10 protein-coding genes are annotated in these 12,122 nt (G+C 46.8%); all 10 read left to right on the top strand.

The window, feature by feature from the left end; translation table 11 throughout:
* Positions 1-112: 112 nt before the first annotated feature.
* The 10 genes from DLD82_RS03660 (at position 113) to DLD82_RS19125 (ending at position 12,121) form a co-directional block, all read left to right on the top strand.
* Positions 113-565, top strand: coding sequence for a 6-carboxytetrahydropterin synthase (locus DLD82_RS03660; RefSeq protein ID WP_342764528.1), 453 nt, complete (start codon positions 113-115; stop codon positions 563-565).
* Positions 552-1,160 (top strand): 7-carboxy-7-deazaguanine synthase QueE, encoded by a 609-nt coding sequence (locus DLD82_RS03655; protein WP_109939753.1) that lies wholly within the window; start codon positions 552-554, stop codon positions 1,158-1,160. Before DLD82_RS03660 ends, DLD82_RS03655 begins: the two co-directional genes overlap by 14 nt.
* A 1-nt stretch (position 1,161) precedes the next feature.
* A complete protein-coding gene (queC, locus tag DLD82_RS03650; protein WP_109939752.1) occupies positions 1,162-1,824 on the top strand; it encodes a 7-cyano-7-deazaguanine synthase QueC in 663 nt (220 codons plus the stop codon).
* A 5-nt stretch (positions 1,825-1,829) separates the two neighbouring features.
* Entirely contained in the window at positions 1,830-2,336 is a 507-nt protein-coding gene (locus DLD82_RS03645; protein WP_109939751.1) for an NUDIX hydrolase, read from the top strand.
* Positions 2,329-3,207, top strand: coding sequence for an alpha/beta hydrolase family protein (locus DLD82_RS03640; protein WP_181391230.1), 879 nt, complete (start codon positions 2,329-2,331; stop codon positions 3,205-3,207). The genes DLD82_RS03645 and DLD82_RS03640 overlap by 8 nt, the downstream gene beginning before the upstream one ends.
* A gap of 75 nt (positions 3,208-3,282) precedes the next feature.
* Entirely contained in the window at positions 3,283-4,554 is a 1,272-nt protein-coding gene (gene prf1 / locus DLD82_RS03635) for a peptide chain release factor aRF-1 (protein WP_109939749.1), read from the top strand.
* The gene (gene argS / locus DLD82_RS03630; protein WP_109939748.1) at positions 4,554-6,221 is read left to right on the top strand and encodes an arginine--tRNA ligase; all 1,668 of its coding nucleotides are present in this window, start codon (positions 4,554-4,556) and stop codon (positions 6,219-6,221) included. Before prf1 ends, argS begins: the two co-directional genes overlap by 1 nt.
* Positions 6,202-7,122 carry a 4-demethylwyosine synthase TYW1 gene (gene twy1 / locus DLD82_RS03625; protein ID WP_109939747.1) on the top strand — a complete coding sequence of 307 codons (921 nt, stop codon included), beginning with the start codon at positions 6,202-6,204 and terminating at the stop codon, positions 7,120-7,122. The genes argS and twy1 overlap by 20 nt, the downstream gene beginning before the upstream one ends.
* Positions 7,119-8,714 carry an O-phosphoserine--tRNA ligase gene (gene sepS, locus DLD82_RS03620; protein WP_109939746.1) on the top strand — a complete coding sequence of 532 codons (1,596 nt, stop codon included), beginning with the start codon at positions 7,119-7,121 and terminating at the stop codon, positions 8,712-8,714. The genes twy1 and sepS overlap by 4 nt, the downstream gene beginning before the upstream one ends.
* A gap of 212 nt (positions 8,715-8,926) precedes the next feature.
* The gene (locus tag DLD82_RS19125; RefSeq protein ID WP_109939745.1) at positions 8,927-12,121 is read left to right on the top strand and encodes a PKD domain-containing protein; all 3,195 of its coding nucleotides are present in this window, start codon (positions 8,927-8,929) and stop codon (positions 12,119-12,121) included.
* Position 12,122: the final 1 nt, after the last annotated feature.

Genomic DNA, 12,122 nt, shown 5'->3' with positions numbered 1-12,122 from the left:
ACTCTGATAATCTTCGATAGATTCACCTAAATCCGGTGAAAAAGAATCCAAATGCGCGACAAATCAGATATAATATGTCGGCTTTGAAACCTGTCTGTATACGTTGACACTTATGCAATATAATAGTTGTATCCACGTTCAACCTGATCATATGCAGATCAGACTGTACAAAGAGGTCTCATTTGATGCCAGCCACCGGCTTTTGCATTACCAGGGCAAATGCCATAATCTACACGGCCACAGGTGGAGAGTGGAAGTGTGGCTCTCAGGTTGCACTGATAAGGAGACAAATATTCTGGTTGACTATAATGAAATTCGTGAAGTCGTGGATTATTATGATCATGAGATAATCCTCAATGAATCTGACCCCATGGTCCCGCGTATCCAGGAATTTCATGATGTCATTACGACACCAGGTGACCCAACAAGTGAACTTCTGGCCCTTCTTATCAGGGACGAGATAGAACGAAGGTATCAGAATTGTGGAAGAAACATCATCGTAGATACAATCCGGGTCTGGGAATCCCCGACCGGATGTGCAGAACTCAGGCATGAAGATAGCTGAAGTATTCTCTTCACTCCAGGGAGAAGGTCTAACTTCCGGTTACCCTACGGTCTTCATCCGTCTCGCAGGCTGCAACCTCGCATGTACTTATTGCGACACCCCTGCAAGCAGAACCGGGGGAGAAGAGTTCAATGTTGATCAGCTTGTCGATCAGGTACTGAATGAAAAACCATTGTATGTCTGTATAACCGGAGGTGAACCCCTGCTCCAGTCTGATGAGGTGGCAAACCTTGCGGAAAGATTAATTTTGGCAGGAAAAAAGGTAAGCATCGAGACAAATGGAACTATTCCTTTTGACATGCTGCCGGAGGAGGTATCAATATGTATGGATGTAAAATGCCCCTCATCAGGTGAAAAAAGTAATTTAACCCTTCTTTCAGCCCTAAAACCAAAAGATTCAGTGAAGTTTGTTGTAGGGACGGATGAAGATCTTACCTATGCACAATCTGTAATAGAGAATTATTCAATACATGCTGAGATCTTTATTTCTCCAGTCTATGGAACTGATTATCAGCATATCGCAGCATATATCCTCAAACAAAACCTCCCGGCACGATTGCAACTCCAGTTACACAAATTTATAGGAATGCCCTGAAATGAAAGCAGTTTGTCTCCTGTCAGGTGGAATGGACTCATCCACCCTTGCATACCTTGCAAAACATGACGGATATGATATCCTTGCCCTCCACTTTACGTATGGGCAGCGTACAGAACAAAAAGAGCGTGAATGTGCACACCAAATAGCACACCACCTCAATGCCCTGGAATTTCTGGATGTAGACCTTGCATATCTGAAAGCGGTCGGAGCATCAAGCCTGACCGACTCCAAAATCCCGGTAAAATCCCACAACGAAGCAGGTGAAGGAGTCCCACAAACGTATGTTCCATTCAGAAATGCCAACCTTCTATCAGTAGCGACAAGTTTTGCTGAAGCGCGGGGTGCCGATGCAATATACATAGGTGTCCAGGCATCTGATTATTCTGGATATCCTGATTGCAGGCCGGAATTTATTGAGGCTTTCCAGCAGGTGATAACACTTGGAACCAGGCCGGGATCAGGCATAGCTCTGAAAACACCATTTGTCAGACTTAATAAAATGGAAATACTGAAGATTGGAATGGATCTTGGTGTCCCATATGAGGATACCTGGTCTTGTTATTCAGAAAACGATTTGGCCTGCGGCGTTTGTGGTTCATGTCACTTCAGACTTGAGGCATTCAGGCAGATTGGGATCAAAGACCCGATTCCCTACCGGTGAAATCTATGGAGCTTTACCGTGGACGCAGGTTATGGGTGGAAAAACGACTTTTCCAGCTCCCTCATGGAAAGGAAAAGGAGATGGTCGTTGTTCATCCGGGGGATGCAGTTGTCATTCTTCCGAGGGAAGGAGATAATTTTCTACTCATCAGGCAATGGCGGGCCCCGATAAACCAGTATATCTTCGAAGCACCTGCCGGAACAATGGAAGAAGGGGAAGACCCTCTTTATACAGCCCGGCGTGAACTCATTGAAGAGACCGGGATGGATGCAAAAACCCTTATTCCTCGTGGCTTTATCTATACCACTCCCGGTTTTGCCGATGAAAAACTCTGGCTTTTTGAGGCTATTGATCTTACACCATCCGGTGAATTTTCACCAGATGATGATGAGGTCATTGAACCGGTCAGGTTCTCTGCATCAAAAATCGGGGAGATGATTCTGAACGGAGAAATTATTGATGCAAAAACCATCTGTATCTTCTTCCGGTGCTTGGGTGAAAAGTTTGCCTGATATTCGCCTGATTGCTGTTTTCTTTGCGCTTGTATCCGGAGCCTTTGTTATGGGCTGCAGCGGACCGGGGGAGGAAACCATTGGGAGTTCATGGAACCTCTCTTCTGATGGTAGTATCCGGTTCACTTTCCCCGAAGTAAAAGTTCAGGAATCTGTTACGGAGAAGAATGCTAATCTGACCGTAACAGATCTCATGTTCAAAGGTTTTGCAGGAGATGTTCATGCGATATTGGTAAGTCCAAAAAAGCCGAATGCATTTTTAATCTGGGCTCCGGGAGCCAATAATCCTGCATCCGGCTATCTTGATTACATGAAATACTATCCTGCTCATGATATCGCTGTTCTAATCATGGATGTCCGGGGGAATGGGGGACTTACACCCGGATATCCAATGGATATTGAACGGGACGCAGGACTCTTTGTAAAAGGAGAATGGCCACAGTGGTATCTTATTGCTGCAGATATGATATCAGCACAGCAGTACATCCACCGGATTTTTCCATCAGTTCCGGTCTATGCAGTAGGGGATTCAAATGGGGGGAGATATGCCGCACTTGCTGCAGGATCTGATCCGGGTTTTGCCGGATATATGGGAATCTCAACTTCCGGGTTTTCACACATCGGCGATCAGTACTCTTCCCCGGTAAGAGAATTCCTGCTCAGTATTGATCCAGAGGTGCAGGTACCAGAAATCATTCCAAGACCGGTGATGATCTTCCATGCCCCTGAAGATCCAGTGATTCCCTTTGAAGATGGGCGTGCACTCGCGGGAGCAGCAGGAGACAAGGCAATATTTATTTCTTTCAACGGAACCCATGGAGGAAACAGGGAGGTTGATGACCACATTATCACCTTCCTTCAGAATTCATAACCCGGAAAATGATCGGGGTGAACCTTAAGTCAAACCGGTGTCAATATATACCAGCTTATAGTGTAGGATTGTCTCATGAGCGAAGCGGTTGAACTGGACGATGCAAGACGGAAATATGAATTTAAAAAGATGCTTGAGCGTCTGGAAGCAAAAGAAGGTAGTGGAACAGAGTTAATCTCCCTGTACATTCCTCCAGATAAACAGATCTATGATGTAACCGCCCAGCTTCGGGACGAGTTTGGCCAGTGTGCAAACATCAAATCAAAACAGACGCGTACGAATGTTCAAAGTGCAATATCCAGTATTCTGTCCAGATTAAAATATTATTCCAAACCTCCGGAAAATGGAATCGCAGTTTTTTGTGGAACGGTGAACAAACATGGTGACCGGCAGGACCTTGAATGTGACATCGTCAATCCCCCGGAACCACTGGGCCTCTATCTGTACAGGTGCAGTTCTCGTTTTGAACTGGAACCTCTACGTGATATGCTGGAGGAAAAATACGTTTACGGTCTTCTGGTAATAGACAGGCGAGAGGCATACTGGGGCTTTTTACGGGGAAACAGAATTGATCCCATTGGTGGAACAACCTCGACGGTTCCGGGAAAACAGAGGAAAGGAGGTCAGTCAAGTATCCGTTTTGAACGACTTCGTCTGATCGCCATCAATGATTTCTATAAAAAAGTCGGTGAGCGTTCCAGCGAGATATTCTTAAGCGAAAAGGACTTTTTTGAACGGTTTAAAGGACTGCTGATAGGTGGCCCCTCCCCGACAAAAGAAGAGTTTGAAGAGGGTAACTTCCTCCATCACGAAGTTCAGAAGAGAGTTCTCGGACTTTTTGATGTTGCCTATACAAACGAAAGCGGTCTTCCGGAACTTGTCGATGCTGCAGAAGATGCCCTCAAAGGACAGGAAGTAATTGAAGAAAAGCATCTCATGGATAGATTCTTCAAAGAGCTCGTGAAGGACAATGGCCTTGCTGCATATGGTGAGCAGTCCATACGGGCAAATCTGGAGATTGGTGCAGTCGATATGCTGTTATTGTCAGATAAATTACGAAAAAGCAGACTGTCCATAAAGTGTGATGCATGTGGATATACAGAACAAAAAACAATTCAGGTAAAACCTGGTGAGAACGCAGAAGATACAGAACTCGGGAGCTGCCCGACCTGTACTTCTCCTCTCGTTCTTGCCGACTCATCAGATATCGTTGATGAACTGACATACCTTGCAGACCAGTCAAATAGTAAAGTTGCCATCATTTCTGATGACTTTGAAGAAGGTTCACAGTTATTCACCGCTTTTGGTGGCATAGCTGCAATTCTCAGATACAGGACCGGATACTAATGTACCTTACATTATGTGATAAAATCGGGGCAATACTCCGTGAACACACAGGAAAGGCGGATGCTATGCTCACCGACGGCGGGGATCATGCCGATGTTGCCTCCACCATTGCATTCAGCCTGGCAAAAGAATACAAAAAAGCACCGGCAGTAATTGCAAAAGACATCGTAAATGCAATTCGTGAGCAGGTAATGCAGGATACGGGAGCCACGACTCTTGCAGTCGGCCCGTATGTAAACTTCATCTTTGGTAACAAATACTGCTCTGATGTCCTAAGCCTGGCAGTCAGGGATGGATATGGTGCAGGACAGACTAAATCAGAACGGGTAGTTCTTGAACACACCTCGGCAAACCCGAATGGTCCTCTTCATGTTGGGCATATCAGAAATACCATCATCGGTGATACGTTAACCCGGTGTTTCAGAAAAGCCGGATACCCCCTTGAAGTCCAGTATTACGTCAACGACATGGGCAGACAGATAGCAATCGTTGCCTGGGGAATTGCAACCCAGGGGGCTGATATCAATGCCGAAGGAAAGGGAGACCACCTGATTGCAGATGTTTATATCGAAGCAAACAAGAACCTCGATAAAGATTCCACATTGAATGAAGAGATTGACAAACTCATGCAACGAGTGGAGTCCGGAGACCCGGAAACCATCAGCCAGTTTAAAATCCCGGTCAAACGATGCCTTGACGGATTTAAAGACACCCTGGCTGCAATGCAGGTAAAACATGACCGGTTCGTGTATGAGAGTGATTTTATCAGGAACGGAGATACTGAAAAACTACTCTCCCGGATATCACATCTTCCTGAAGCGAAAATTGAGGAGACGCTCTCCCTTGACCTGACCAATTATGGATTTGAGAAGAATTACATTTTAAGGCGGTCAGACGGGACCAGTGTATACGCAGCTCGTGATCTTGCGTTTCATATCTGGAAGGGACACAATTTTGACCGGGTCATAGATATTCTTGGTGCAGATCACAAACTGATCGGAACCCAGCTCCAGGCTACCCTGAATATCCTTGGAGAAAAAGCACCTGAAATTGTATTTTTTGAATTTGTCTCACTTCCTGAAGGTTCAATGAGCACCCGGAGAGGGAAATTTATCTCTGCAGATGAACTCATCGCTGAAACCGAGAGGAGAGCACTTGAAGAAGTGACCGTCAGAAGACCGGAACTTGACGAGACTGAACGAAAAAAGATTGCCAGTGCAGTAGCAATCTCGGCTATCAGATATGATATTGTACGGACAATTCCGGAAAAGAGCACAGTCTTTGACTGGAAAGAGGCATTGGACTTTGAAAAACAGAGCGGGCCATATATCCAGTATGCTCATGCCCGGGCCTGCAGTATTCTTGATAAGGCCGGAACCTTCACCCCATGTTACGAGGCAGAAGGAGAGGGTGAAATTGTGCTTGCAAAGCAGATTGCACTGTTTCCAAAAGTCATCAATGATGTGGTGAATGAACTAAAGCCGCATCTTCTTGCCATCTATGCCCGTGAACTTGCTGACATTTTCAACTCGTTTTATCATGCAGAACCGGTTCTTCGTGCAGAGGAAAAGACCAGAAACCGCAGGCTGACCCTTGTAGATGCAACAAGAAATACACTCAAAGAAGCACTGGAGACCCTGGGTATTGATGCCCTCCGAGCCATGTGAACCTCCGGAGAAAGTTCTCCGGAAAATGGGTTACCAGTTTTTCCATCCTGATTCTTCAGCTGCATTAAAACCATGCCTCTGGTGTAAACGGTCTCTTACCGGTGGCGACCAGTGTTATAAAAACCAGTTCTACGGGATAACCAGCCACCGGTGTGTTCAGATGACACCAACACTCCGGTGTAACCATAAGTGTCTTTTCTGCTGGCGTTCGTTTGAACATGAGTATATCGGTGAAAAAGAGTTATCTCCAGCCGATATCGTTTCAAAGATTCCGTTTCTTCAGAAAAAGGCCTTGGGAGGATACAAAGTCTCATACCGGGTCACCAAGGAGAAATGGGAAGAAGCGCTTCGTCCTGATCAGTATGCAATATCACTGTCAGGAGAACCAACCCTGTATACACACCTCCCGGAACTAATTGATCTCCTTAATCAGACAGAAGGAACAACGTTCCTCGTATCGAACGGAACAATGCCCGGGGTTCTCAGAAACTGCCATCCGTATCAGAAGTATATCTCCCTGACCGGACCGGACCGGGAAACCTATCTCAAAATTGCAAGGCCGGATGAAGATTACTGGGACAGGATTCTTGAAAGTATCTCTGACCTTGGTCATGAGACTGATGCAGGAAACCGGACTGCAATCCGGGTAACCCTGGTTAAGGGGATCAATGATCAGGATCCTGCCGGGTACGCACGAATTATCCAGGAAAGCGGAGCACAGTTCGTTGAGGTGAAGGCATACATGCATGTCGGATACAGCCAGCGCAGACTTACGATTAAGCATATGCCCCTGCATGAAGAGATTGAGCAGTTCACGAAACAGATGCTCCCCCATCTTTCTTACAAAGTCCGGGGAGAAAACACCCTTTCAAGGGTTATTTGTCTGGAGCGAGATTCATGATATTTGATACAGAACACTATAAAAAACTGGGAAAAGAGGACTTTGAATCGGCCTGGCATGCAGGTCCGTCAGTCCTTACTCCTCCATCAGCATCGTCCCTCTATCCCCGTCTGACATATTCACGGGCACGGGTTCATCCGGTTTTTGAAACCATTCATCGTCTCCGGGAAGCATATCTTGCCATCGGTTTTGATGAAGCAGAAAACCCCATAATCGTTGATGAGCAGGAGGTATACCGTCAGTTCGGACCTGAAGCAATGGCGGTCCTGGACCGGGTTTTTTATCTCGGAGGCCTTCCCCGCCCGAATGTCGGAATTGGTAAGGAGCAAATTTCCAAAATTAACACAATTCTTGGAAGGGATCTGACCGGAGATGAAGAAGAATCCTTACGAAAAACACTCCATGCCTATAAAAAATCAGATATTGACGGCGATGAACTGACATATGAGTTATCAGTGGTCCTCCACACTGATGATGCAAAAGTGGTGGATATCCTAGACCAGGTATTTCCGGAATTTCGTGAGTTAAAACCGGAGTCTTCACGGCAGACTCTCCGTTCCCATATGACAAGCGGATGGTTCCAGACTCTTGGAGCAGTCTGGGAGAAAATCCCGCATCCAATCAGACTCTTTTCCATTGACCGGTGTTTCAGAAGAGAACAGGCAGAAGACTCCCATCGATTGATGAGTTATCATTCAGCTTCCTGTGTTGTTGCTGGTGAAGATGTCACCATTGAAGATGGAAAAGCCGTTGCTCGGGCATTATTGTCAGCATTCGGTTACACGGATTTTCAATTCCGGCCTGATGAGAAGCGATCCAAGTATTATATGCCTGATACCCAGACTGAAGTGTATGCTGCTCATCCGGATCATGGTTGGGTAGAGGTTGCAACCTTCGGGATCTATTCTCCGGTCGCGCTATCAGAATACGGAATCGGCATTCCGGTCATGAACCTCGGCCTTGGAGTTGAACGAATGGCTATGATCATGAATAAGGCAAAGGACGTTCGTGAACTCTGTTTCCCACAATTTTTCCCGGTCCGGTATACAGATACCGAACTTGGAAGAGGAGTGTCATTAATCCAGGAACCAGAGACCACACCAGGAAAAACCCTTGTCCGATCTATCATGGAGACGGCAACAGCACAGGGATCAGCAAACGGCCCCTGTTCATTCAAGGTTTTTGAAGGAGAACTTATGGATACACAGGTGAGGGTTTTTGTTGAAGAACCTGAAGAGAATGCCAAACTTCTGGGACCTGCTTCATTGAATGAAATCTTCATTTACAACGGAGCAGTTCTCGGGGTTCCGGATACGGAAAAATTTGCGGAGGTTCGCAAAAACGGAATTCCAACCGGGATATCATACCTGTTTGCAGCGGCCTCGAAAGCAGCTGCAGAGATTGAGCATGCTGCACGTCAGGGTATGGAAACCACCGTGCAGGTGAAAATGGCTAAGCTCCCTGGAGATATTAACCTGAAAATTGAACCATGGGTAAGAAGATATATCACCGATAATAATCTCAAAACAGATGTGCGAGGACCCGTGTTTCTGACAATCAGATCCGAGATTGTTCAGAATGAAGAAAATTAATTTTCTTTTCCATTTTTATCCGTATTTTTACATTCATTATCAAATATACCTGAAAAAGGATATTTTTTCAGCATAGCCCTTTGTCGATAACAACCACTCAAAGAGGGTTTCTTCCACAATCCTTATCTCTCCTGTGTACAATATTCAAACACTCAGGAAACTTACAAATCCTGATCTTCACATCAGGAAAATACGCTTCTTTAGGGGATGTAATGATGGATGGGATTCGAATACTCAGGCCGGCGGCGATGCTGGCAGTTCTGCTTTGCCTCGTAATGATTACAGTAAGTGCAGTACCACCACTGCCTGCTGAATTTTATGGTAAAGTGACGGTAGACGGAACTGACGCTGCTTCCGGCACTACACTTGTTGCAAAAATTAATGATCAGGTCAGAGGTCAACTGGTATTATCAACCGCCGGGCTATATGGCGGGGATGGTATCTTTGATGATAAACTGGTTGTCGCTGCGACGGAAGATGACGTAAAATCAAGTAATTCGACAATTTCATTTTATGTCGGAGAGAATAAAGCGGATCAGACGGTTCCATTTGAACCGGGAACTGCTAAGGAGCTTGATCTGACAGTAGGAGGATCGTTTGGTGCTGATTTTACCGCCACACCCACCACCGGAACTGCTCCGCTCACCGTTCAGTTTACCGATACATCAACAACAGAATGGGCAGTCTGGACCTGGGATTTCGGAGATGGCGGAAGTTCAGTTATTAAAAACCCAACCCATGTTTACGAATCTCCGGGAACATATACCGTAAAAATGACCGTCGGATCATTAGGCGGATACTATACGGTTACCAAAAATAATTTCATCACCGTGACACAGTCAGGTGGTATTGTTGCAGACTTTTCAGGAGTGCCAACTTCTGGAAATGCTCCACTCACCGTTCAGTTTACAGACCTGTCAACCGGTAGTCCGACGATGTGGAACTGGAACTTTGGAGATGGTACCTCTGAGGGAATGCTGGCAAGCCCATCACATACTTATCAGAATCCGGGAACTTACACCGTGACACTCACCGCAAGTTCACAGACCGGAGGAACCAGTACAAAGACGAAAGAGGGATACATCACCGTGACACAGTCCGGCAGTATAGTCGCAGACTTTTCAGGAGTTCCCACTTCTGGAAATGCTCCACTCACCGTTCAGTTCACTGACCTGTCAACCGGTAGTCCGACGATGTGGAACTGGAACTTTGGAGATGGTACCTCTGAGGGAATGCTGGCAAGCCCATCACATACCTATCAGAATCCGGGAACTTACACCGTGACACTCACCGCAAGTTCACAGACCGGAGGTACCAGTACAAAGACAAAAGAGGGATACATCACCGTTACACAGTCAGGTTCAGGCCCGACAGCTGCATTTACCGTGGATAAACGGAGTGGACCAAAGCCACTCACCGTCCAGTTTACTGACCAGTCAACCGGAAGCCCAACCATGTGGGCATGGGACTTTGGAGATGGAACCACGGATTTGGTAGCAAATCCATCACATACCTACCAGGAAGCGGGAGTATATACCGTAAGTCTTACCGCATCAAATACAGCCGGATCCAATACCAAAACCGAAACCGACTATATATCAGTCACAGGAGATATTCCTCCCCCGGTGGCAATGTTTGAAGCAACACCCCTGTCCGGGCAGGCTCCGCTGTCGGTAAGCTTTACCGATCTTTCAATCGGGCCACCAACCTCTTACCTCTGGAACTTTGGAGATGGGACCACATCGACAGAATCTGACCCGACTCACGTGTACAGTGCAGGTGGTTCGTATACCGTCACCCTTACCGTGAAAAACAGTGGTGGTTCTCACACCATGAAACGGGAGAATTATATCTCCGTTGGTGGAGGAACCGGTATTGTTGCAGACTTTTCAGGAACCCCGACAACCGGAAATGCTCCACTCACCGTCCAGTTTACTGACCTGTCGACCGGAAATCCGACCATGTGGAGTTGGGACTTTGGAGACGGGGCAACAGAAGGAATGCTGGCAAACCCATCACATACCTATCAGAATGCCGGAACTTACACAGTTAAACTTACGGCAAGTTCACAGACAGGCGGAACCAGCACCAAAGTCAGAGAAGGGTACATCACGGTTTCATCTTCAGGAGGTATTGTTGCAGACTTTTCCGGAACTCCGACAACCGGAAATGCTCCACTGACGGTTCAGTTCACTGACCTGTCATCCGGAAGCCCGACCATGTGGGCTTGGAACTTTGGAGATGGAACCACGGATTTGGTGGCAAATCCGTCACATACCTATCAGAATGCAGGGACATACACGGTAACACTCACCGCAAGTTCACAAACCGGGGGAACCAGTACCAAAGTCAGAGAAGGGTACATCACGGTTTCATCTTCCGGAGGAATCATCGCTGACTTTGTGGGAACACCAACCACAGGAAATATTCCACTCGCCGTTCAGTTTAGTGACAGATCACAGGGTGGACCAACCATGTGGGCATGGGACTTTGGGGATGGAACCACGGATTTGGTGGCAAACCCACTCCATGTCTACCAGCAGCTCGGACGGTTTACCGTTAAACTCACGGCAAGTAATCAGGCATCTTCAAATACTGCAGTCAAATCCGATTACATTACAACCCAGTCAGGACCGGCTGGTTCAGGTTCGATAAAAATTATATATGCTCCTGACCGTTCGACAGTGTATCTGGATAATGTACTGAAAGGTGAGACGAAATTCCTGCAGACCTTCAGGGTAGATAACCTGCAGGCTGGTGTATACCAGCTCAAAGTAACCAAACCCGGATTCACAGATTATATTGTCAGTGTTCCGGTCACCTCTAACAGGGCCACTGAAGTTGTCGCAGATATGAGACTTCAGCCAAGCGTGAATGGTATTCTGAGTGTATACACATACCCATCAGGAGGGTCTGTCTACGTGGACGGAGTGCTCTCCGGAAACGGTCCGCTCTGGCTTGCAGATGTGGCACCAGGAGTTCACCAGGTCCGTGTAACATCAACCGGATATCTTGACTGGAATCAGGCAGTTGAGGTCAGAGGTGGAGGAAGTGTAACCTATGTTACTGCTGCCCTGTATCCCTCATGGTGGACACCTATTTACGGGTATGTTATGATCTCATCACTACCAGGTAACGGGGTTGCATTCCTTGACGGAGTTGCACAAGGACAAACTCCGGTGACACTTTCACAGGTAACTCCGGGTCAGCATACCATAAGAATAGAAGTTCCGGGTTACCAGCCATGGGAACAGGTAGTAAATGTCCTTGAAGGAAGAACATCATATGTTCTTGCCCAGATGACAGCAGGAAGTAGCGGGTCCGGCACCGGGGGAGATATCACCCCGGTTATTCCGGCGTCCGTAGCATCAGTTGCATCTGAAGGCAACCAGGGTAATTCTTCATAAC

The sequence above is a fragment of the Methanospirillum stamsii genome (assembly GCF_003173335.1).
Classification (GTDB): domain Archaea; phylum Halobacteriota; class Methanomicrobia; order Methanomicrobiales; family Methanospirillaceae; genus Methanospirillum; species Methanospirillum stamsii.
This window is presented reverse-complemented; position numbering and strand designations above follow the sequence as displayed.

Bases quoted from the DNA above. Each gene is read 5' to 3' on its own strand.
- DLD82_RS03655 (WP_109939753.1), top strand. From the start codon at position 552: ATGAAGATAGCTGAAGTATTCTCTTCACTCCAGGGAGAAGGTCTAACT.
- queC (WP_109939752.1), top strand. From the start codon at position 1,162: ATGAAAGCAGTTTGTCTCCTGTCAGGTGGAATGGACTCATCCACCCTT.
- twy1 (WP_109939747.1), top strand. From the start codon at position 6,202: ATGCCCTCCGAGCCATGTGAACCTCCGGAGAAAGTTCTCCGGAAAATG.
- sepS (WP_109939746.1), top strand. From the start codon at position 7,119: ATGATATTTGATACAGAACACTATAAAAAACTGGGAAAAGAGGACTTT.
- DLD82_RS19125 (WP_109939745.1), top strand. From the start codon at position 8,927: ATGATGGATGGGATTCGAATACTCAGGCCGGCGGCGATGCTGGCAGTT.
- DLD82_RS03660 (WP_342764528.1), top strand. From the start codon at position 113: ATGCAATATAATAGTTGTATCCACGTTCAACCTGATCATATGCAGATC.
- DLD82_RS03645 (WP_109939751.1), top strand. From the start codon at position 1,830: ATGGAGCTTTACCGTGGACGCAGGTTATGGGTGGAAAAACGACTTTTC.
- prf1 (WP_109939749.1), top strand. From the start codon at position 3,283: ATGAGCGAAGCGGTTGAACTGGACGATGCAAGACGGAAATATGAATTT.
- argS (WP_109939748.1), top strand. From the start codon at position 4,554: ATGTACCTTACATTATGTGATAAAATCGGGGCAATACTCCGTGAACAC.